This is a genomic window from Staphylococcus sp. NRL 16/872, from assembly GCF_022815905.2.
Classification (GTDB): Bacteria; Bacillota; Bacilli; order Staphylococcales; family Staphylococcaceae; genus Staphylococcus.
The window spans coordinates 28,499-50,914 of sequence record NZ_CP119327.1 but is presented as its reverse complement, the minus strand read 5'-3'; the positions used below and the strand labels follow the sequence as shown (position 1 = coordinate 50,914).

Sequence of the window (22,416 nt, the reverse complement as noted above, 5' to 3'; positions counted from 1 at the left end):
ACGACCAAAACAACAAGTTGTTTCAGTCGCGTCAATTTAATTTCTGGTTAAACTTAGAACTATACTTTTATAAATGATTAATATTTTGAAGTAAGATTGTTAAAATGATAGATTATTTCTTCTAAATTTTTACTTTTATTAATAACCTTATATTCATTTGAATTAGAGAAATCTTCACTTTTTTTAATAATAATATAATTATCTGTTTTTCTATACTTTGGTTTTACTATACGGTATTCATTATTCTTATTTATTGATATGTAAAAATCAGTTAAATCTTTTTCATTAATAAGTCTTAGCGAATCATCTGCCATGATTTTTATTATAAAAATTGATTTTAATATATGCCCTATAAAGATACAGATATTTAAAAACAAGAAAATTTTATATAAAACTTTTGAAACATCACTTAAATACAGTAATTTATCATTATGGAATATCAAGTTTACAATAAAGTAAATTATCCAGTACTTTGTGATAATTAATAACATAAAGTTCACTAATCTTTTAATAGCACTTATATAGTTTATTGAACTTTCACTACCATCTACATAAATTGTAGATGATGGAACAAAACGATTCACATTAAACACATCAAATATTACATAAATCATCAAAATAACAAATATGATTATTATAAATATCAAGATAATGTGATTATACACTAATGAAAAGGCATATAAAATCTTATCAACAATTCCCTTATCTAAGTTATTCACCAGTTTATAAATAGGAATTTCCAGAAAATATACAACTAATGCTAATCCAAAAATCACATAATGAAATGGCATTAACCACCTATTTTCAGTGTCTCTTTTTAATTTTCCATAAACTTTCAACAAATCATTCATAATTCATATCACCACTCTATTATTAATAAATTTTAACTCTTTTTTTAATTATAAGTTATTATGTGTGTTAAAGATTTGCATATCAGTGTTTTTCCTAAAAATTTTAAATCTCTTATTTTTACTATCTTATTTATCAAAAATATATCAATCCCTTTCTTATTTGAATAAACAAATCTAATTCGTTATCATTTTAAATGAGAATAATTATCAATTAAAGGAGTATAAATTATGGAAACAGTTTATTTAGCTGGAGGTTGTTTATATGGCGTAGAAGCATATATTCGTACACTTCCTGGTGTTATCAATACAACTAGTGGAAGAGCTAATGGTATTACCAATACTTTAGATGGAGAATACGATGGCTATGTAGAAGCTGTGAAAACAGAATTTGATCCTGACAAAGTATCAGTTACTGACTTAATGGGCTATCTATTCGAAATCATTGACCCCTACAGTGTTCATCAACAAGGTCAAGACATTGGTTTAAAATATAGAACCGGTTTATATAGTGAAGAGCCTAAACACCTTAAAGAAGCACAAGCATTTATCGATGCAATAGAAGATCATCATCTTATAGCGACCGAAGTCTTACCGCTCACTAACTATGTTAAAAGTGCTGAAATGCATCAAAACCGATTAGAACGCTACCCTGACGACTACTGTCACTTACCTAAAAGCTTAGTTTATAAATATAAAAATGCTGAAAATAAATAATTGCTGATATCGAAAAATCAAAATAAGAATCACACATACAAATACGCTTAGATACAATTTATCTGTACCTAAGCGTATATTTTTTATTGAAGTTAAGTATTGTTATTCTTTTCTGAAGGAAATGATTGTCCCAGCAACGCTAAACTTCCAATTATAAAATATAAAATAAAACTACCGATTGTTATTTTTTCTATGAAAAGTAATACTAATAACGTAATTATAAAAATTGTTGGAACAAGTAGTTTCCAAACTCCACCTTTGTGATGCGAAATAAAATATTGAATTGCTAAAACTATCGCAATAAGAAGCACTGGTAAAAGCCAATTTATTAGTTTATCCATGAATAAATCTCCTCCTAAAGAGCACATGAAAAAGATGATTTAAAACAACATAAGGATGAATAAGATATTATATCCTACAAAATAGTTTAAGAACGCCTTTGCGAGTAATATTTTAAGGTTGAGACCTATATCATCATATAGTTTTATATTAGCTGTTATGACTTAAATCTATCTAAATACTTCCTTAACTAATCCTTAAATATTCTGATAAATGGCATGTTTTATATTGTTAACAACCTATTTTCAATTTCATTTATGATACGCTTCTGCGTATCGGCCAATGATGAGGTTTTCAATCCAGATATTATTTTATTATATATCAAGCGTATAAAGTAACTTCTGCTTGAACCGGAACATAACTAAATTTATACCTTTGGACTTTAATTTCAATTTCATCTTTAAATTGATTTCCTTCTAAATCTTCTCCTAGTATTGTTACAAATAATTTTGGTGGAGTTTTAATATATCCAAAAATATAAAAATTAACTGTATAACTGAACTCTTTAGGTATACTTACTAAAAGATTGTTATCCTTTGAAACTCCTTTTATTTTTGCTTGAGTTATATGTGTATTAAAGTCAAATTTTTTATGTGAAAATCCATATGTATCATTGTTTGAAGCAAGATAACAAAAGTTATCATCATACGTTAACTCTCTTGTATAATCTTCAAAAGCTAATCTTTCATTATGATTTTTAAATTCTTCCTTATCCCATACGACTTCTGAATTGATGACTACATTTTTTGCCACTCCCCCCACATTTTTTAGTGCAAAGTAATTTTTATTCTTACCTATATACAATGTTTTAGCCTCTTTATTTAATATTAATGGACATTTTTCTTTAAAGTTAAATATATCTATTCGAACACTATCCTTAGTAAAATCTTTATCTAATTCGAAAGCATAATCTGTTATATCAAATAAAAATAATGGTGAGTTAGCTATTTTCTTATGTTCTTCAGCTTTACTGTTATAGTACATATTCATTCTGAAAGTAATAATAGATACAATTAATGATAATACTGATATATAGTTCACAAGATTAGGTATAACGATCATGGCAGATATCAGTGCGCATACGAATAAAATCATTAAAATGAGAAAGTTTTTCATTTAACTAATTCCTTTCTAAATTAAAGCATTTAAATTAATTAGACATTATGACTAATATCATTAATAAATATATTATAATTTATGTATTATTTTAATAAGGTGTGATAAAAATGAATGATAAAAATCAAAATGATAAATGGCAGGATGAACTATTTGAAATATTACTAGATATCGATAAAGTAGATGTAAGCGCAGTGTATAGCCATTCCAGAAACTATGAAAATACTAAAAATACGGAACGTTCTTCTAAAGAATATTCTATCAATATAAGTGATGTAGTCAGATATAGCATTCTCAAAAGAAAAAACAAAGCCTTTGACAGTATTATTGATAACCTTGATAAAATTGAAAAATATAAAAATACATTGAATGATGATTTTATATTTATTACTGAAAAAAACAACTATACAACTAATTTTAAAAAATTCTGTAATGCTTTAGGTATTAGTAGTGAAAATTTTAAAGTTGGTAAATCTTATGTATTTAAACCAAAAAGTTTATTCGTATTGTATGATATACTTTCGAACAATTCAGTCTATCTTCATTTTTTAAAAAATGGTATCAATAACAAAGATATAGATTCTACTAATCGCATCAACGAGAACCTATATTATTTTATTAAGCATGAAATTACTGATCAAAGAGATTATGAGCGCGCTATGATAAATTATTATCTCTATTTCCTAATAGACAGTAATATAGAAATCGGAATAAAGTCTAACATTATTAAAATTTTCACTGAAGAAGGCATTACTTCTAACGATAAACTTCAAATTCTTGAATATTATTTAGATGAGATAAAAGATTTAAACATTGAAATTGGTACCAAAATTGCTGAGGCTCACGTAAAAAATGATACAAATTTTATAGAAGATGAAAAGGTAAGTATAAACAGAAATTTAGCACAATATATTACTCATCGAGACACTAAAGCTTCAGCACCTAAAAATATGCTCTTATCATTAATCTTAAATAGTGATTTAGTGTCCCTAGAAGACTTAGAAGAAAAAGAATTCAAATATCCAAAAAAAATAACAAAAGAACATCATGATAAGTTAGTAAATGAAATCAATAAAGCACTAAACCATTATAACGATAATAATAATCCCCCTTCTGACTACTTTTATATAACTTCAAATTAATTTCTATTTAAAGCGCTGTAAAACCAGCGCTTTTATTTTTGTCAATAAAAATTTTCTCAATTTAGTACGTAATTTCTAATATATTTTTACAAGCTTTCAAATGATTACTTATTGGCTAAAATAATCTTAAGAAAATTAATTGTGCGCACCTTTGATTTTCCTATTTTTATTAATTAGTAGGAGGAATTCAAATGTCTTACAAGCAAGAAGATGATTTTAAAAAATTAAAAAATAGAATTTTAGGTATTTCAATTAATTTACCGGAAGGACAAACATTTACTTTCCATGACTTGAACCGTCGTGCAAATGTATCGTGTTCTAAAGCAGTACAACAAAATGTTGGGCGTTGGTTCGCATATTTTGTAAAACATGCGCCACGTGTTCCATTTATTATTATCGGTAAAAATACCAATGGTCATTTAGTATATCTGAAAGTCGGACCTAATCCACTCAATGATAGCAACCCTTCGAAAGGAGGTGTTCGCTAATGAGTCATCATGACATTTTTAGACTAGGCCTATACCATTTAGATACAATGGGTTGGCATAAAACTATCCCACCTAAAAAAGATGGAGATGAGAAAAAAGTAGTGACTATGTCTAGTTGTATGGCTGTTGAAGCTAAATTTTGGCATGCCTTAGAAAATACAGAAAAAATAATTATTTCTAACGGTAAGGATAAAGAACATACATTTGACTCTGATATTTTAACAACTCGAAAGTTACCTTCATTGATTAAATATGGTCACAGTATCAATGAAAATTATATAAAAGATTTGAGCTATGCACTACAATTAATGCGCGATGAAATGCCCACTTCTGATTTATATGATGGCTCGGGCATCATAGAAACACCCCATGGTTACATTGTAATGATAGATACCATTTATACATCTAAACAGTATGATCAGTTAGCATCTTTAGATCCTATTGTCGATAGTACTTATCTATTAGAGCCTAAAGGTACATTTAAAGATTGGTTAAATACGTATATTAACGAAGTCAAAGGTCATCTTCTTCTAGAGTTAGCGGTCGTATTTGGGATTTCTGCCTTAGTGACAAGCTTTCTGAAGCACAAACGTGAAATCGAATTTGCAGGAATTATCTTTAGTTTTACAGGCCAGTCATCAACCGGTAAATCAACAGCGGCAGCTTTAGCGGTATCCGTCGCTGGAAATCCAACCAAAGGTAATCAAACACTTTTTCGAAGTTGGAATGCCACACGTAATGCACTTGAAGGTTACTTGAGTAACAATTTTGGTATACCTATTGTATTTGATGAACTCTCATCAGCAACTTTTAAAGATACAACGGGGTTATTGTACTCTATTGCTGAAGGTCAAGGACGTAAACGTTCCAATGTACACGGAGAAGTTAAAACGCCTAAGAATTGGGGCACTTCTGTGATTTCAACCTCTGAATACAGTATCTTTACTGATTCTGCTCAAAATGATGGTTTACGAGTGAGAACTATTGAAATTAATGAAGAGTTTACTAAAGATGCAACAAATTCTGACAATATTAAAAAATCTGTGGCACTAAACTATGGTCATGTTTTACCGTTAGTAGCTAAATATCTTATAAACCGTGAAGATGAAGTCATTCAATGGTTTCAAGATGAGCATCATTGGTTTAAAGATAAATTGAAGGATGAAAAAAATAATACTGGTATTCGTATGTTTAAGCGCTATGCGGCTATCACTACTTCAGCCAAGATTCTAAGTCGTGTTTTAGCTACAGATATTGATATCGCTAAAATAAGAGACTACTTTATTGATTATCATGCTCATACAGTCTCTGAACGCTCACTGGCAGATAAAGCGATCGAAGTCATTACGCAATTTGTAGCACAAAACCGTGGTAAGTTTTCTGATGACAAAGCGTTAAAGAATATGATTGAGAACCATGGACTAATTGCCTTAAAAGATGATTATATCGAAGTCAAAATCATTGCATCTGTATTTAAAGATATGTTGATAGAGAATCATTTCCAAGATGTCAACAATGTCGTGAATGCACTAAGAGATAAAGGATTTATCGAATCTGACCATGATCGAATTACAACAAAAAGAACAGTCAAAGATGGCAATGGCAAAAAACAGTCACTTGTCTTTTACCATTTAAAGCTAGATTCAGAATATGCGTCTATTTTTGGTCTAACTAAAGATGCTGAACCTATTAAAGCTGAAATTAACTTGGATAACAAAAAGATACTTGAATCATGGAAAAAACAGAACGATGATTTAATTGATTTTTAATAACTTAAAGATGAAATCGTACAGGAGTAGATAAAATGGATGAATTGATTGAATTACTAGCTGATTTAATCGTTGAAGAGTTACAGAACGATAACTAATCATTGCGGTCCAACGTGTTAAAAGCACGTTGGACCTTTCATTCGAATTTACTCACAAATATATATTATCTTTTTGGAGGTGAAGGCCATGGTCCAAGCCATTGGTTATGTACGTCAAAGTACACTCAAACAACAAAGCTTAGCTACGCAAACGTCACTTATTATGGAAACTGCAAAGCAATATGGTTGGCACAATATAGAATTTTATGACGATAAGAAAACTGGTCGAAATACAAAACGTTCAGGCTATCAAAAAATGGTAGAAATGATTATATCTGGAGAATGCAAAGTATTGTGTTGCTATCGCTTGAATCGACTACATCGTAATTTGAAAAATGCCATACAATTCTTTGAAATTTGTAAAAAGCATCACGTCACAATCATCAGTGTGAATGATGGTTATTTTGACTTATCTAAAGAATTTGACCGCTTTCGCCTAAACATACTTATGAGTCTAGCTGAAATGGAGTCTAATAATATCAGTGAACAAACACGAAATGGAATCAAAGAAAAAGCGAAACAAGGTAAAATGATTACAACACATGCACCCTTTGGGTATCAATATCATAATGGTACTTTCACGATAGACACAGTAAAAGCACCAACAATAAAAGCTGTATTCAATTATTACCTTCAAGGTTATGGTTATAAAAAAATTGCGCAATACTTAGAAGCTGATGATAACTTCATTAATCGCAAGCCTTATCAAGTGCGTAATATTATCCTCAATCCTAATTACTGTGGCCGTGTTATCAATCAATACGGACAATATGAAAACATGTTCCCAGCTATTGTCAGTACAACGATATACGAAGAAGCTCAAGTTACCCGAACTCAGAAACAAGTAAAACGTAAGCCGTCAGAAAATCAACTCAAACAAAAAATCAAATGTCCTTATTGTCATTCGACACTCACAAACATGACTGTCCGAAAACCAGATCATTCATTGCGTTACTATGTCTGTCCGCAAAATATGAATAACGCTCGCTTTGTTTGTGAATTTAAAGGAATCAACGCACAAGAATTAGAAACAAGTGTTTTAGCGACTTGTCAGGACTTCTTTCAAAATCAACAGCTCTATTCAAAAATAAACCATACTATTCAACAACGACTCAAAAGACAAAGAGATGTAGAAACTAAAACTACACTCAATCACGAGCAGCTGATAGAAAAATTAGCCCAAGGCAAAATTGATGCAGAAACGTTCAGAGAACAAACGCAATCATTACATCAACAATCAAAACCTATATCATCAATCAGTGCGTATCAAATTCGAAAAGCTTTCCAAAACATCATTCAACAACGTTTCACGCTAAACATGTTGTATCCCTATATTGATGAAATTAATATTTCTAAAAATAAAAGACTCGCTGGCATCTATTTCAAAAACGAACCACTGAATATTGTAAAGCAGACTATGAAATGATCAATTGTATAATTAAAGAAAGGATGGATTATAATGGATAAAATGAAGAAAAAGCTTGTAGGAGGCTACATTCGCGTGTCCACAGAGAGACAAGTAGAGGGTTATAGCATAGAGGGACAAATTACACAAATAGAGCAATATTGCCAATTTAACGGCTATGAACTCGTTGATATATATGCAGATCGGGGTATATCAGGAAAATCTATGAACCGTCCTGAATTACAGCGCATGTTAAATGATGCTAAAAATGGAAAATTAGACTGTGTTATGGTTTATAAAACAAATCGTTTGGCACGTAATACTTCCGATTTACTTACAATCGTCGAAGAACTTCATCGTCAAAATGTTGAATTTTTTAGCTTGTCTGAACGCATGGAAGTCAAAAATTCAACAGGTAAGTTAATGCTCCAGATACTTGCAAGTTTTTCCGAATTTGAAAGAAATACAATTTTAGAGAACATTTACACCGGACAACGTCAAAGAGCTTTAGAGGGCTATTATCAAGGCAATCTTCCATTAGGATATAATAACATACCTGATAATAAAAAAGAATTAATGATTAATCAACATGAAGCTAACATCGTTAAATATATCTTTGAATCTTATGCCAAAGGTCATGGTTATCGTAAAATAGCCAATGCACTCAATCACAAAGGCTATGTGACTAAAAAAGGCAATCCATTTAGTATTTCAGCTGTTACTTATATTCTCTCAAACCCATTCTATATTGGTAAAATTCAATTCGCGAAATACAAAGATTGGAATGATAAACGACGTAAAGGCTTGAATGATAATCCAGTGATCGCTGAAGGCAAACACACACCTATTATTAGTCAAGATTTATGGGATAAAGTGCAAGCACGTAAGAAACAAGTAAGTGAAAAACCACAAGTCCATGGTAAAGGAACCAATATTTTAACTGGAATAATTTCGTGTCCCCAATGTTCTGCACCTATGGCTGCGAGTAACACCACAAACACACTTAAAGATGGCACTAAAAAACGTATTCGTTACTATTCGTGTAGTAATTTTCGAAATAAAGGCTCAAAGGTATGTTCTGCGAATAGTGTTAGAGCCGATGTCATTGAAAAATATGTTATGGACCAAATACTTGAAATTGTCAAAAGTGATAAAGTTATCAAACAAGTTGTCGAACGTGTTAATCAAGAAAATCAAGTCGATGTAGCTGCGCTCAATCATGATATTACTTATAAACAACAACAATTTGATGAAATTAGCACTAAACTTAAAAATCTAATTCAAACCATCGAAGACAATCCAGACTTAACATCTGCACTCAAACCAACCATTCATCAATATGAAACACAACTGAATGATATCACAAACCAAATTAATCAACTCAAGCACCAACAAAATCAAGAGAAACCATTTTATGATACTAAACAAATCGCTGCTTTATTACAACGAATATTTCAAAATATAGAATCCATGGATAAATCACAGCTCAAAGCTTTGTATCTAACGGTTATTGACCGTATTGACATTCGTAAAGATGAGAATCATAAAAAGCAATTCTTTGTTACACTAAAACTTAATAATGAAATTATTAAACAACTTTTCAATAATAATAATCTAGACGAAGTGCTTCTCAGCACTTCGTCTTTATTTTTGCCACAAACCCTATATCTTACTATTTAGCTAATAGAACTATTGTTTGACAATAATCTTTCCTATCTTCTTTCACTTATTTTATCTAACGATTTTTAGAATTCTCTTTATCAATTTCAATAACACTTATCTAATGAGATAGTGAATTGACATCATCTATCTACTACTACACGAAGCTTATATTGAAATTGCTAAAGAACATCCCACAATGATTTTTTACCGGGAAAGGAATGGGATTTGCAGATTCGAAGAAGCAGAAGGATTGTGCAAGCACAATCCCAAAATCCCGTTATTCTTTATAAATAAATAATATATATAAGGAAGCAGAGAGACCTACACATATCATCAATACTTATAAATAATGAGTTGATTGTTCGTCAAAATAGGCGGAATTTCGGGATTTCCTTGTTATACCAACGTTTATCACGGGTTTTTATATGGAATTTTCTCTTATTCTCATCGGGATTCGTAATAAATGACAAATCAAATACATTGATTTATATGTTACTCAAATATAATAATTTTATTTTTATTATTATGATATACAAAATTAATGAATATTATATACTAGCAATTAATATTAAAACTATTTTTATCGCTATAAATACACAGAAATTATAGTTAAAAAGGTTTAATAAACATAAAAAAATAAAATTACCCTTTAAATAACTTTTATTTTTTGTATAATTATTGTATGTAACTAAAATAATTACATAATAAAGGGGTTATTAATTATGTTTATTCTTGCTACATCATTGTCAAGTCAAGTAAATCCTGATTGGCGAACTTATGTTATGCTTGCAGTTTATTTCTTTATTTTACTTATTATTGGGTACTATGGTTATAAACAAGCAACTGGGGATTTGAGTGAATATATGCTTGGAGGGAGAAATATAGGGCCTTACGTCACAGCATTATCAGCTGGCGCTTCTGATATGAGTGGTTGGATGATTATGGGATTACCTGGAGAAGTTTATACTACAGGTTTATCAGCAGCATGGTTAGCTATTGGATTAACTATCGGAGCTTATGTTAACTACATACTTGTAGCACCAAGACTTCGTGTGTACACTGAAAAAGCGAATGACTCAATCACACTACCTAACTACTTTACACATCGCCTTAATGATCATTCTAATATTATTAAAATTATCTCTGGCGGTATTATTGTTATATTCTTTACACTATATACTCACTCAGGCATGGTTTCAGGTGGTAAATTATTTAACAGTGCTTTTGGGCTAGATTATCATATTGGTCTTATTCTAGTTTCGGTGATTGTTATTGCTTATACATTCTTTGGAGGTTATTTAGCTGTATCATTAACTGACTTCTTTCAAGGTGTAGTTATGCTAATTGCTATGATTATGGTACCAGTTGTTGCAATGATGCAATTAGGTGGCGTTGATGTATTTTCTCAAGCAGCAGATTTAAAACCAACTAATCTAGATTTATTTAAAGGTACCACTATTGTAGGCATTATTTCTTTCTTTGCTTGGGGATTAGGTTACTTTGGTCAACCGCATATTATAGTGCGATTCATGTCAATCAAATCCGTTAGTCAATTAAAAACTGCCAGAAGATTTGGTATTAGTTGGATGGCTATTAGTTTAATTGGTGCTGTATGTGTGGGATTGATAGGTATTGCTTTTGTTCAAGATAGAGGAGTTAAATTAAATGATCCAGAAACACTTTTTATTTTAATGGGCCAAATTTTATTCCATCCATTGGTTGGTGGTTTCCTTCTTGCAGCAATTTTAGCAGCTATTATGAGCACAATCTCCTCACAACTACTTGTTACTTCTAGTTCACTTACTGAAGATTTCTATAAATTAATTAGAGGCGAAGAAGCTGCAAAAAAACATAAAAAAGAGTTTTTATTAGTAGGTCGATTATCTGTTCTTATTATAGCAATTATATCTATTATAATCGCATGGACTCCGAATGATACTATACTTAATCTTGTTGGTAATGCATGGGCTGGATTTGGTGCTGCATTTGGTCCACTGGTATTACTCTCTCTCTATTGGAAGGGGTTAAGTCGTACAGGAGCTATTTCTGGTATGATATCAGGATCAGTTGTCGTCATTATTTGGATTGTTTTTGTGAAACCATTGGGAGAATATAATGACTTCTTTAATTTATATGAAATTATTCCTGGATTTTTAACAAGTTTGATTGTGACTTATATCGTAAGTCTTATAACTAAAAAACCGAGCAGGGATGTTGAAAAAGAATTAGAAGAAGTTAAAAAACTTATAAAAGAAAAATAACACTTTAACACTTTAACACTTAAAGAGGTAGAACAAGAAATCTTAGTTCTATCTCTTATTTTTTTATTTACAAATTTCATTTTATTGAAGTATATAGTTTTTAGCAATTTCAATAACACTTATCTAATGAAACAGTCATTGTCGTAATTATTTTCATAACTACACGATGCTTATATTGAAATTGCTAAAGAACATCCCACGATGATTTTTTACCGGGAAAGGAATGGGATTTGCAGATTCGAAGAAGCAGAAGGATTGTGCAAGCACAATCCCAAAATCCCGTTATTTTTTATAAATAAATAATATATAAGGAAGCAGAGACCCAACCCTATCATCAATACTTATAAATAATGAGTTGATTGTTCGTCAAAATAGTCGGTATTTCGGGATTTCCTTGTCATATCAACGTTTGTAGCGGTTTTTTATATGGAATTTTCTCTTATTCTCACCGGGATCCGTAATAAATGACAAATCAAATATATATTATCCCAATGATGTATATCAACTACATCACTATCACACTATCTAGGAGGCAATGATATGAAAACAACCACTCAAGAACTCAAACAATATATAACTCGTCTATTCCAACTATCTAACAACGAAACATGGGAATGTGAAGTGTTAGAAGAAGCAGCAGAAAATATACTTCCTACTCGCTTTGTAGACCATACCCCACTTGCGCATCTTACACTTGACACTTATACCTACTATAATGATGAGCTACATGAGCTAAGTATCTATCCATTTCTAATGTATGCTAATAATCAACTCATCAGTATTGGTTATCTAGATCATTTTGATATGGACTTTCTATACCTCACAGATACTAAAAATACAATTATTGATGAACGTCATTTACTAAAACAAGGAGGGAATGACCATGAATAATTGGATCAAAGTGGCACAAATATCTGTTACGATTATTAGCCAAGCGATTATCATCATGAAAGAAATTCAAGACGAGGTAAAATAACATGAAAATCAATCGATACATCACAAGAGGCATTAGTGAACAACTATCTCTAGACCTTCAAATCTTACTTTGGAACATGGTAAAAGAACGGGACAATCAACCTCATACAGATTACCTACACATTTTTAAACTGCAAGAAGATGAGAATATACTCTCAATCACACATGAACAAGAACAACCTGCATACAAATTGGAATATCACTATACAAACTATGTAAAAAATCAAAATGCATTACCTAAGAAAGTCTACGTCATTCGTGAAGATGGCGTAGACGCTTTTTATTATGTGATGCTTTTACCAGAAGAATACTAAAGGAAGTGATTATATATATGAATACAATTAAAAATACGATATACACAGAAGCTATATTTAGCAAGGATGAAAAACACCGCTATTTACTCAAGAAAACATGGGATGAAAAGAAACCCGCCTGTACAGTGATAACGATGTACCCTCATTTAGATGGTGTATTATCACTCGATCTCACAACTGTTCTTATCCTCAATCAATTAGCGAATTCAGAACGATACGGTGCTGTATATCTTGTAAATCTATTCTCTAATATTAAAAGTCCAGAAAATCTCAAACATATCAACGAGCCATACGATGAACACACCGACATTCACTTGATGAAAGCGATAAGTGAAAGTGAAACAGTGATTCTTGCTTATGGTGCCTATGCGAAGCGCCCTGTTGTAGTCGAACGTGTAGCGCAAGTGATGGAAATGTTAAAACCTCATAAAAAGAAAGTCAAAAAGCTCATTAATCCAGTAACGAACGAAATCATGCATCCACTTAACCCTAAAGCACGTCAAAAATGGACATTGAAATAAAAGGAGGATTATCTATGAACCATGAATCAAAACAATCAGATTGGCGAACAGTTGCTAGTTATTTAGAATCGCAAAATTATATATCTATCGTAAAAGGACTAGTACATCATTTTACAACGATTGCAGATGAAGAAATACTAGATAAAATCTATGCTGATTTTATGAATGATGACTCTATTACAACAGTACTTAACAATGATTTTCAAGATATTATCAATCGCTATTTAACAAAATGAAATGTATATTTCAATAAAACTAGAGCATCCTTCACTTTACGGTGAGGGATGCTCTCAACTTATTTTTTGGTATTTTCAATTAACATAATAGAACTTTATAAGAATTAAACAAACATTTTCTGTAAAAATCCTTGTTTGCGTTGTTTTAATAATTCAATCTTTGAAACCTGTTTTTCAATTAATTTATCAAAACTATTCAAAAATCTTCCTGCTTTTAATTGTTCTTCAAAAATTGGCACTTCAATACTAATATTTTCAAACGTAGACTTATTTACAATTTGTGTTGCTGTTTTGCCTGCAATACGTTTCATATATTTTGATACTTTTTCAAAAGCATAATATAAAAAGTCTACGTCCTTATCACTATTAGGAACTAATGCATTTATTTGTTGATTGCATGATCCTTCTTCTCTCAAAATTGCATTCTTTCCAATACTAGCTATACAAGTAATAAGTAATGTATTTTTAGGTAATTGTCTAGCTTTTTTAAATCCTTCATCACTCAACATGTATTCACTATTTTTTAAATCTTTTTTATTATTTATATCAGTAGGTGTAACCCATATATAATTATTACTATTCCAATACGTACTTTGTTTTTTGCTGGGTGTATTACCTGTATAAACATTACCTAATTCTTTAATTTTTTGAGTTACCCATTTAGGATACTCATTTCCATTTTCATCCTTAAATCTTAAATCTTGTGAAAAAATCTTTTGCATATATCCACGCTTTTGTTGCTCTAAAAGTTCAAGTTTCTCTTCTTCTAACTCAATTTGGCGGTCGAGTTTGCTGAAAAAGTTATTTAATTTTGTTATTTCCATTTCTGTACCAGGGACGAAAATTTTTTTTCTTTTTAACTGTGTAGTACGTATAAAAGGTTGGTCAGACCCAATAGATTCTTTCATTACAAAATCTTTAATATGTTTGTCAAATAAATTCAAATAAAAATCTGGTTTAGACTTGTCATATATAATTTTACCAGCTCGCTGATACAATATACTTGGTGCAACTTGTTTAGGTATTTTTGCTATTTTCAACTTATCTTTTATAATTGGTCTATTTAAAGCTAATACTATGTCACCTTCTTCTAAAACAACATTTTTAGTATTATTTAAATATTCATCAGGTAAAAATGTTTTAATTTTTTTTATTTTATGATGATCAATACTTTCACCTTGAACGAGTTGTATTCCCTCCTTAGTATATTCAGTCTCTTTATATACTTTTCCAGATTTTATTTCTAATAACTGGGATAAAATCTTTTCTTCCCATTCTCCTTTAAATTCTGGAAATCTTAATTCTGGAGTATTAGTTTGTTCAGTCATGTTTCAACACTCCTAGTTCTTTAAGATAGTCATTGATTTCTGATTCTACGTTGGCGATTTCTTTATCAATATCTGACAATTGTTGTTGAACTTGGTCTAGGTCGATGGGCTCTTCTTCTTCAAATGTATCAACATATCTTGGTATATTTAGGTTATAGTCATTTTCCTTGATTTCATCTAACGATGCTACATAGCTAAATTTATCAATAGTTTCTCTATGACGATATGTTGTAACAATTTTATCAACATCTTCATCAGTCAAATGATTTTGGTTTTTACCTTTTTCAAATGATTGTGAAGCATCAATGAATAATACATTATCGTTGTCTTCTCGGCATTTTTTGAATACTAATATACTGGTTGGAATACTTGTTCCAAAGAATAGGTTTGCTGGTAATCCAATCACCGCATCTAAATAATTCTTTTCTTCAATTAAATATTTACGAATCGTTCCTTCAGCTGCCCCACGGAATAACACACCATGCGGTAAAACTACAGCCATTGTGCCATTATCATCTAAATAATGAATCATATGTTGAATGAAGGCAAAATCTGCTTTTGATTTAGGTGCTAGTTTGCCGTAACCGCTAAAGCGTTCGTCATCTAAGAATGACGGATCGGCACTCCATTTCGCACTATAAGGGGGATTGGCAACCACGGCATCAAATTTTTCTCCCTTGAAAGCAGGATTTTCTAAAGTATCATCATTATCAATTTTAAAACGCGTATAGTTCACATCATGAAGTAACATATTCATGCGTGCTAAGTTGAATGTCGTATTGTTATATTCTTGACCGTAATAGAAGCGGACATCGGCTTCACGACCAACACGTAATAACAATGAACCTGAACCACATGTTGGGTCATACACATTTTTTAAATTAGGTTTATTCGTTGTGACAATCTTAGCTAAGATTTTAGACACTTGTTGTGGCGTATAAAATTCCCCCGCTTTTTTACCTGCATTAGCCGCAAATTGACCAATTAAATATTCATAAGCATCCCCTAACATATCAATTTCAATATCACTATGCACAAACGGAAGTGTAGCTAAATTAACCATGACTTTCGAAATAAGTTTCGTACGTGCTGCATTGGTATTACCTAAACGTGTCGAGTTTAAATCCATATCAGCGAATAAATGATCAAAGTCTTCTTCACTGTCTTCACCACGTGTTGATTCTTCAATTTTATTAATCGCTTTATGCAAATCTTCAATTTCAAACGTTTGAGTTTCAATTTTCTGAATTAAGTGACTAAATAAATCTTGAGGTTCAATCACAAAACCAATTAAATTAATTAATTCTTGTTGTAACGCTTCACGATATTCTTCATCTTCCCAAGCTTCTGCATATGAAATGTTGTCTTCTTTTAATAACTCAGCCACTTCTTCCTCTGTTTTTTCTGATAAGAAGCGGTAAAAGATGAGCCCTAAAATATAATTTCTAAACTCGCTTGCATCCATATTCCCACGTAAATCATTCGCAATACTCCATAATTTCTTTTGTAATTCGGCTTGCTGTTGTCTTTGTTTTTCCGTTGTTGACATCTAAATGTCCTCCTTAAATAAATATTCTGATAAAAATTGGTCCATCAAATAAGTTCGTTTCGCTTGTAAATATTTTAAGTGTCTACGTCGTTCATCAAGTTTTCCTATACGTTGTTGTTGTTCTAATGGAGGTAGCGTCATCTTAAGTTGTTTAAGTTGATTCAACGTTAATTTTTTAACTAATGAACCCCCTTGCTTAAATTGATTTAACTGACTCTTCGCTTGAGATGAAGCATTCATCCAATAGACAAAATAATTAGCATCGATATGTGCGGTATCAATCTCAATATGCGTATAATTATAAGGTAGAATACTTTCATGATGTTGTTGACTCACAATGACACACTCACTCGTCATCATATTAATCACGATATCACCCGTATGAACTATCTTGGCTTGATGTGTTGTGCTTAATGTTAGCTGCTTAGGTTGATGTATTGTCGGTTGAAACACTCCATCATCAAACTCCATCATACGTTGATCATAGATAGGTAATGTTATGCCCTGAGAAGTTTCTACGGTCTCAAGTCGATTGATTAAAGAACCATTATGAAACGTAAATAATTGAGATATTTGACTCACCTTCTTTTTTGTATTTTTTTATTACTACAAATTGAGTATATAACAAAAAATCCTTGTAGTAAAGAAAAAATACAAGGATTTTCATAAAATTTATTCGACCATACCATACTTTTCAACGGTATCTTCGATAAACTGTATAATTTGGTCGGTTTTTCGTTTACGTTTCATAAAAGGTTCTGAAATATTTTGACCGATAGATTTACGATCAATATTACCACTATATTCATACTCATTAACAGCTTCGTTAAGTAACATAGCAGAAAAGGCTTTTTGTTCGGCAAATGCATCAATTTCTTTTGTTTTTTCTTTGTCTTCAAATTCATAGTAAGCTTCATTAATATCGGAATCTTCTTTTAGTGATGGTACAACTTTATCTAAGAAGCTACGAATCAAATCAGCTTTCAAACGTAATTGTTGATCATCGGCTTTATCTAATAACTTATGAATTTGATGACGTTTTTCATCACGTTCTTTTACATCAGATAGATTAATTTGGCCAATGAGATCCATAATATACTTCACATTAATCAAATCATTACGCATTAATTCAACTTGGAAATCAATATCATCTAAAACGGAAACTGCTTCTTCATTATCCACTTTTTTACCACGCATGACTTCTTCATAAATATTTAAATATTTTCCTTTATAATCTTCATACGTTTGTTCTGCAATGCCCAGCTCGTTTTTCGTAAATTGAAATTCATCAAAGGTTTTTAATTTAATTAAAGTATTCGATAGGTCACGGAATGAAATAACAAATTCTTTTTTTAAATCCTCAGCCTCTAGTTTATCAACATCTAAAGGCGTTGGCGCTAATTGAAAAACATCTTGTAAGATATCTTTGAAATTTTCTAAATATTCTTCGTAAGATAAACTTAACACTGTATCTGTGTTGTCAGTTTGTGAGAAAATTTCAATCGCTTCATCCGTTTGTTTTTTTAAATCACGATAACATACAATATTACCGTAAGGCTTGCGTTCTTTTTCAACGCGATTCGTTCTTGAATAGGCTTGAATTAAATCATGATGTTTCAGGTTTTTATCGACGTAAAGGGTATTCAGTTTCTTACTATCAAAACCAGTCAAAAACATATTAACGACAATAAGAATATCAATCTTGTCATCACGAACCACTTCTTTCATACGCTTAGATACGTCAGAAAAATAGCCTTCGAAATTATCCGTATTATAGTTCGTTTTAAATGTTTGATTATAATCATTCATAATGCGATCGAGAACTTCTCTTGAATGAACATGATTGTCATCCTCTTGTGCGTCTTCATTGGCTTGATACGTAAAAATGGTTGCAACATTTAAATCATGAACACTTTCGGTTTTTAGTCTTTGGAATGTGTCATAATATTTAATCGCCATTGGAATACTTTGAACCGCAAACATAGACGTGTAATTTCCGTTATCTGTTTTCTTATGATAATTTGAAATCAAATGACGACAAACAGCTTCAATACGTTCATCTGCCATCCAAATTTCCGACGTATTAATTTTTGATATATATTCTTCGTCTAAATCGTCATGTGAATTAAATGTTTGATTATATTCAACGGAAAATCCAAGCACATTATGGTCTCTAATAGCATCTTTAATGAGATAGTGATGTAAACATGTATCAAAAATGTCCGCTGTAGCACGCCCATCCTGACTCTTGTTTTCTTCAAAACGTGGTGTCCCCGTAAATCCAAAATACTGCGCATTTTCAAAATGTTGCTTAATCAAACGATGCATGTCTCCGAATTGCGTACGATGACACTCATCAATAATAAAAATCACTTTATCTTGTTTATAGGATTCCATTACTGAGTGATTGGACTTCACTGCATTCGCCATTTTTTGAATTGTTGTCACAATTAAAGGTAAAGTTGGATCCGCAAGTTGTCTCAATAATTTACGTGTATTATCCGTAAAATCAACCGAGTCTTCTTGGAATTTATTAAATTCAGCTAACGTTTGATTATCTAAGTCCTTACGGTCGACTAAGAAAATCACTTTTTTAATATTTTCTTCTTGCGATAATAATTGACTCGCTTTAAATGAAGTCAGCGTTTTACCACTACCTGTGGTATGCCAAATGTAACCATTGTTATTTGTTTCTAACGCACGATTTAAAATAGCTTTTACTGCATAAACTTGATAAGGACGTAAGGCCATTAGAATTTTATCTGTTTCATTGACGACCATATAACGACTAATCATCTTAGCAATGTGACATGGTTCTAAGAAATCTTCAATAAAGTCTTTAAGATAGTTAATACGCTCATTTTGCTCATTACTCCAATAAAACATTTGTCCCTTAAAGATTTCACGATCACTATTGGCGTAGTAGCGTGTTTCCATTTTGTTACTAACGACAAATAATTGTATGTATCGGAATAAACCCGTATAGTTTTGACGACGATAACGCTCAATTTGATTAAATGCTTCCGTAATCGCTACCCCACTACGCTTCAATTCTATTTGAACTAATGGTAGACCATTAACTAAAATCGTCACATCATAACGGCTTTTATATTTATCTTTCACACTAATTTGATTGGTTACTTGAAATTTATTCTGACACCATTGTTTTAAGTTCATGAAATCTATATAAAGATCCGTATCATCATCTCTCTTTAGTACGTAGCGATCGCGTAATTGCATTGCACTGTCAAAGACAGACTTACCGTTAATTCCTGTCATTAAACGTTCAAACTCACGATCCGTCAGCGGTTTCCCATTTAATTTATCCTTATGACGTTCATTAATTATAGTACGAAAATTATTATGTAATTGTTCAACGTTATGTATGTTCACTCGTTCGTATCCTAAACTCTCAAGTTGTTGAAGCACTTCATTTTCTAATGCATATTCACTCTGATAAGCCATTCATTCATCCATCCTAAACTTAATCTTTCCTTAAATATATCAAAATTTGATAATAATTAATATTGCATACTGTATTTTTAGTCAATAAATTAATAAAAAACCGCATCACTTATGATATGCTTCGCCTCGCATTATTTTAAATGCTCGATATACTTGTTCGATTAAGACGACGCGCATCATTTGATGAGGGAAGGTCATTTTACTGAATGAGAGTGCGTAGTTGCTGCGTTTTAAGACGTCTTCATGTAAACCGTTTGATCCTCCAATGACAAACACAAAGTCGCTTTGGCCTTGTGTCATGCGTTGTTGAAGTTCTTGTGCTAATCCCTCGGATGACAACATTTTTCCTTGTATCTCTAATGTAATGACGGTTGCTTGTGGTTTAATTTTAGCTAGAAGACGTTGTCCTTCTTTTTCTTTCACTTGTTCTATTTCTTTTTCACTCATATTTTCTGGTGCTTTTTCATCAGGTACTTCAATAATCTCAATTTTGGAATAAGCACCTAATCTTTTTTCATATTCTGCAATAGCCTGTTTCCAATATTTTTCTTTTAATTTACTCACAGCTAAGATAGTTATCTTCATATAATCCTCCATAGATGTTAATAGTTATCCTACTTATCCACAAGTTATTCACTTGTTAACAGAATTCCCTCTAATTATAACAGTTATGTATATAAATTCTGTGCAAAAATTTAGAAATAGCATAAAAATATGTTATTAACACCTTAAAATTGTGGATAACTCTGTGAATAATGTGAGTATTTCTGTGTGTATTATACACAATAGTGGATAACTTCGTTCATTTTTGAGGATAACTTAAAGTAAGTCTTAAATATTTATTCACATATTTTATCCAAATCCTACATTTATAAGGTTCCTTATGAATATTAATGTATAGTCCAAATTATTAGATAATTACTTAAAAAACAGAAAAAAGACCTACTCACAATTATTGAAATTATAAGTAGGTCGTCAGTCTTAAATATTATAAGGTGTAAATTGGTGTTGCTTGCGCTTTATCTGTATCGCATAATAAAACTTCTTTTTCTGTATCAATATCATGTTCATTTAATACTTGTCCAACACTCATACGTGCTAGTTCTTTCATATTGTTATCTTGAGATAAGTGTGAAAGATAAATACGTTTTGTATTACCCGTAATAACATCTGTCATCGCAAGTCCAGCGTCTTCATTCGACACATGTCCCATATCACTTAAAATACGTTGCTTCGTCTTCCAAGGATAACGACACATACGTAACATATCCACATCATGATTACTCTCAAACATAAAAGCGTCACTACCTTGAATCATGCCTTTCATGCGGTCAGAAACATAACCTGTGTCCGTAATCATCGTAAATTTCTTATAATTATTATGGAAAATGTAAAACTGTGGATCTATCGCATCGTGAGATACATTAAATGACTCTATGTCAAAACCTGCAATTGATTTCGTTTCATATGGATTAAAAATGAATTTTTGATCCATTGGAATTTTACCATCTTTTTTCTCGATAGCTTTCCATGTATTTTCATTCGCATAAATCGGTAATCCATACTTACGTGCAAGGACACCTAATCCTTTAATATGATCACTATGCTCATGAGTAACCAATATTCCGTTTAAATCTTTTATATTTCTATCTATTTGGCCAAATAACTCTTCCATCTTTTTCCCAGTGAGTCCAACATCTACTAAAAGACTGCCTTTGTCACTTTCAACATAAGTGGCATTCCCCGTACTGCCACTCGCCAGAACACTCATACGTATCAAGCAGCTCATCCTTTCTACTTCCTACAACCGAATCTATCTGTTAGAGTGCCTTCAGTCTAAACTATCCATTTTTTGCACTCTTTTTCCTAAAAAATGATGTTTCGAACAACTCACATCATTCGAAACATTCCAGTCCTTTAAAAATACCTTTATATTATACTATATCAATACAGAAATTAAAGTTCCAATTCCTTGTTTATAACCAAATCCCTTACAAAAACACAAAAAAGTAAGTGCATGAAACCTAAGCCCCACACACTTACTATACTTCCCATACCCCAAATCACTCCCTCTCTTAAATAAGAGAAGAGAAAGGATGAAATCAATTATTTGTCATTAAAAAGTTTATTAATCTTAAATTCAGTAAAGAATTCTGAAGATTATTACATAGCGATGTTGCCCA

Annotated in this window: 20 protein-coding genes; 11 read left to right on the top strand and 9 right to left on the bottom strand. The window is 31.2% G+C overall.

From position 1 onward, the window contains the following. Positions 1-77: 77 nt before the first annotated feature. Entirely contained in the window at positions 78-851 is a 774-nt protein-coding gene (locus tag MT340_RS00210) for a hypothetical protein (protein ID WP_243588251.1), read from the bottom strand. A 228-nt stretch (positions 852-1,079) separates the two neighbouring features. Between MT340_RS00210 and MT340_RS00205 the strand changes: the two genes are divergently transcribed. Further along, complete coding sequence (locus tag MT340_RS00205; RefSeq protein ID WP_243588250.1) at positions 1,080-1,565, top strand: peptide-methionine (S)-S-oxide reductase; 486 nt, start codon at positions 1,080-1,082, stop codon at positions 1,563-1,565. 92 nt (positions 1,566-1,657) lie between these two features. Here MT340_RS00205 and MT340_RS00200 read toward each other — a convergent pair whose 3' ends face one another. Beyond that, positions 1,658-1,906 (bottom strand): hypothetical protein, encoded by a 249-nt coding sequence (locus MT340_RS00200; protein WP_243588248.1) that lies wholly within the window; start codon positions 1,904-1,906, stop codon positions 1,658-1,660. 319 nt (positions 1,907-2,225) lie between these two features. Beyond that, positions 2,226-2,888, bottom strand: coding sequence for a hypothetical protein (locus MT340_RS00195; RefSeq protein ID WP_284120862.1), 663 nt, complete (start codon positions 2,886-2,888; stop codon positions 2,226-2,228). A 242-nt stretch (positions 2,889-3,130) separates the two neighbouring features. Here MT340_RS00195 and MT340_RS00190 point away from each other — a divergent pair, with 242 nt between their 5' ends. The 10 genes from MT340_RS00190 to MT340_RS00145 all read left to right on the top strand — a co-directional run bounded on the left by MT340_RS00190 (position 3,131) and on the right by MT340_RS00145 (position 13,891). Beyond that, positions 3,131-4,162, top strand: coding sequence for a hypothetical protein (locus MT340_RS00190; RefSeq protein WP_243603454.1), 1,032 nt, complete (start codon positions 3,131-3,133; stop codon positions 4,160-4,162). Between the two features lie 191 nt (positions 4,163-4,353). After that, positions 4,354-4,650 (top strand): cassette chromosome ssDNA-binding protein, encoded by a 297-nt coding sequence (gene ssb, locus MT340_RS00185; protein ID WP_243603453.1) that lies wholly within the window; start codon positions 4,354-4,356, stop codon positions 4,648-4,650. Then, the gene (gene cch1 / locus MT340_RS00180; RefSeq protein WP_243603452.1) at positions 4,650-6,419 is read left to right on the top strand and encodes a cassette chromosome replicative helicase; all 1,770 of its coding nucleotides are present in this window, start codon (positions 4,650-4,652) and stop codon (positions 6,417-6,419) included. The genes ssb and cch1 overlap by 1 nt, the downstream gene beginning before the upstream one ends. A 186-nt stretch (positions 6,420-6,605) precedes the next feature. Then, on the top strand, positions 6,606-7,943 hold the full coding sequence (ccrA, locus tag MT340_RS00175; RefSeq protein WP_243603451.1) for a cassette chromosome recombinase CcrA: 1,338 nt from the start codon (positions 6,606-6,608) through the stop codon (positions 7,941-7,943). Between the two features lie 33 nt (positions 7,944-7,976). After that, the gene (ccrB, locus tag MT340_RS00170; protein WP_243603450.1) at positions 7,977-9,602 is read left to right on the top strand and encodes a cassette chromosome recombinase CcrB; all 1,626 of its coding nucleotides are present in this window, start codon (positions 7,977-7,979) and stop codon (positions 9,600-9,602) included. Between the two features lie 704 nt (positions 9,603-10,306). Next, on the top strand, positions 10,307-11,845 hold the full coding sequence (gene putP, locus MT340_RS00165) for a sodium/proline symporter PutP (RefSeq protein WP_243603449.1): 1,539 nt from the start codon (positions 10,307-10,309) through the stop codon (positions 11,843-11,845). A 540-nt stretch (positions 11,846-12,385) separates the two neighbouring features. Then, positions 12,386-12,736 (top strand): SAUGI family uracil-DNA glycosylase inhibitor, encoded by a 351-nt coding sequence (locus MT340_RS00160; protein WP_243603448.1) that lies wholly within the window; start codon positions 12,386-12,388, stop codon positions 12,734-12,736. A gap of 86 nt (positions 12,737-12,822) precedes the next feature. Continuing rightward, the gene (locus MT340_RS00155; RefSeq protein ID WP_031807296.1) at positions 12,823-13,134 is read left to right on the top strand and encodes a DUF960 family protein; all 312 of its coding nucleotides are present in this window, start codon (positions 12,823-12,825) and stop codon (positions 13,132-13,134) included. Between the two features lie 17 nt (positions 13,135-13,151). Continuing rightward, positions 13,152-13,655: a DUF1643 domain-containing protein gene (locus MT340_RS00150; RefSeq protein ID WP_048681952.1), complete on the top strand. Its 504-nt coding sequence runs from the start codon at positions 13,152-13,154 to the stop codon at positions 13,653-13,655. A 14-nt stretch (positions 13,656-13,669) separates the two neighbouring features. Beyond that, positions 13,670-13,891, top strand: a complete 222-nt coding sequence (locus MT340_RS00145) for a hypothetical protein (protein WP_243603447.1) — start codon at positions 13,670-13,672, stop codon at positions 13,889-13,891. 104 nt (positions 13,892-13,995) lie between these two features. Here MT340_RS00145 and MT340_RS00140 read toward each other — a convergent pair whose 3' ends face one another. The 6 genes from MT340_RS00140 to MT340_RS00115 all read right to left on the bottom strand — a co-directional run bounded on the left by MT340_RS00140 (position 13,996) and on the right by MT340_RS00115 (position 22,022). Further along, positions 13,996-15,219: a restriction endonuclease subunit S gene (locus MT340_RS00140; RefSeq protein ID WP_243603446.1), complete on the bottom strand. Its 1,224-nt coding sequence runs from the start codon at positions 15,217-15,219 to the stop codon at positions 13,996-13,998. Beyond that, positions 15,212-16,768, bottom strand: a complete 1,557-nt coding sequence (locus MT340_RS00135; protein ID WP_243603445.1) for a type I restriction-modification system subunit M — start codon at positions 16,766-16,768, stop codon at positions 15,212-15,214. The genes MT340_RS00140 and MT340_RS00135 overlap by 8 nt, the downstream gene beginning before the upstream one ends. Beyond that, the gene (locus tag MT340_RS00130; RefSeq protein WP_243603444.1) at positions 16,769-17,350 is read right to left on the bottom strand and encodes a restriction endonuclease subunit S; all 582 of its coding nucleotides are present in this window, start codon (positions 17,348-17,350) and stop codon (positions 16,769-16,771) included. Between the two features lie 90 nt (positions 17,351-17,440). Next, positions 17,441-20,233, bottom strand: a complete 2,793-nt coding sequence (locus MT340_RS00125; protein ID WP_243603443.1) for a type I restriction endonuclease subunit R — start codon at positions 20,231-20,233, stop codon at positions 17,441-17,443. Positions 20,234-20,338: 105 nt separating this feature from the next. Continuing rightward, positions 20,339-20,818, bottom strand: coding sequence for a 23S rRNA (pseudouridine(1915)-N(3))-methyltransferase RlmH (gene rlmH / locus MT340_RS00120; protein ID WP_243588246.1), 480 nt, complete (start codon positions 20,816-20,818; stop codon positions 20,339-20,341). A 403-nt stretch (positions 20,819-21,221) separates the two neighbouring features. After that, positions 21,222-22,022: an MBL fold metallo-hydrolase gene (locus MT340_RS00115; RefSeq protein WP_243588245.1), complete on the bottom strand. Its 801-nt coding sequence runs from the start codon at positions 22,020-22,022 to the stop codon at positions 21,222-21,224. Positions 22,023-22,416 lie beyond the last annotated feature (394 nt).

Coding starts and splice junctions, on each gene's coding strand:
- MT340_RS00210 (WP_243588251.1), bottom strand. CDS start 851: ATGAATGATTTGTTGAAAGTTTATGGAAAATTAAAAAGAGACACTGAA.
- MT340_RS00205 (WP_243588250.1), top strand. CDS start 1,080: ATGGAAACAGTTTATTTAGCTGGAGGTTGTTTATATGGCGTAGAAGCA.
- MT340_RS00200 (WP_243588248.1), bottom strand. CDS start 1,906: ATGGATAAACTAATAAATTGGCTTTTACCAGTGCTTCTTATTGCGATA.
- MT340_RS00195 (WP_284120862.1), bottom strand. CDS start 2,888: ATGTACTATAACAGTAAAGCTGAAGAACATAAGAAAATAGCTAACTCA.
- MT340_RS00190 (WP_243603454.1), top strand. CDS start 3,131: ATGAATGATAAAAATCAAAATGATAAATGGCAGGATGAACTATTTGAA.
- ssb (WP_243603453.1), top strand. CDS start 4,354: ATGTCTTACAAGCAAGAAGATGATTTTAAAAAATTAAAAAATAGAATT.
- cch1 (WP_243603452.1), top strand. CDS start 4,650: ATGAGTCATCATGACATTTTTAGACTAGGCCTATACCATTTAGATACA.
- ccrA (WP_243603451.1), top strand. CDS start 6,606: ATGGTCCAAGCCATTGGTTATGTACGTCAAAGTACACTCAAACAACAA.
- ccrB (WP_243603450.1), top strand. CDS start 7,977: ATGGATAAAATGAAGAAAAAGCTTGTAGGAGGCTACATTCGCGTGTCC.
- putP (WP_243603449.1), top strand. CDS start 10,307: ATGTTTATTCTTGCTACATCATTGTCAAGTCAAGTAAATCCTGATTGG.
- MT340_RS00160 (WP_243603448.1), top strand. CDS start 12,386: ATGAAAACAACCACTCAAGAACTCAAACAATATATAACTCGTCTATTC.
- MT340_RS00155 (WP_031807296.1), top strand. CDS start 12,823: ATGAAAATCAATCGATACATCACAAGAGGCATTAGTGAACAACTATCT.
- MT340_RS00150 (WP_048681952.1), top strand. CDS start 13,152: ATGAATACAATTAAAAATACGATATACACAGAAGCTATATTTAGCAAG.
- MT340_RS00145 (WP_243603447.1), top strand. CDS start 13,670: ATGAACCATGAATCAAAACAATCAGATTGGCGAACAGTTGCTAGTTAT.
- MT340_RS00140 (WP_243603446.1), bottom strand. CDS start 15,219: ATGACTGAACAAACTAATACTCCAGAATTAAGATTTCCAGAATTTAAA.
- MT340_RS00135 (WP_243603445.1), bottom strand. CDS start 16,768: ATGTCAACAACGGAAAAACAAAGACAACAGCAAGCCGAATTACAAAAG.
- MT340_RS00125 (WP_243603443.1), bottom strand. CDS start 20,233: ATGGCTTATCAGAGTGAATATGCATTAGAAAATGAAGTGCTTCAACAA.
- rlmH (WP_243588246.1), bottom strand. CDS start 20,818: ATGAAGATAACTATCTTAGCTGTGAGTAAATTAAAAGAAAAATATTGG.
- MT340_RS00115 (WP_243588245.1), bottom strand. CDS start 22,022: ATGAGCTGCTTGATACGTATGAGTGTTCTGGCGAGTGGCAGTACGGGG.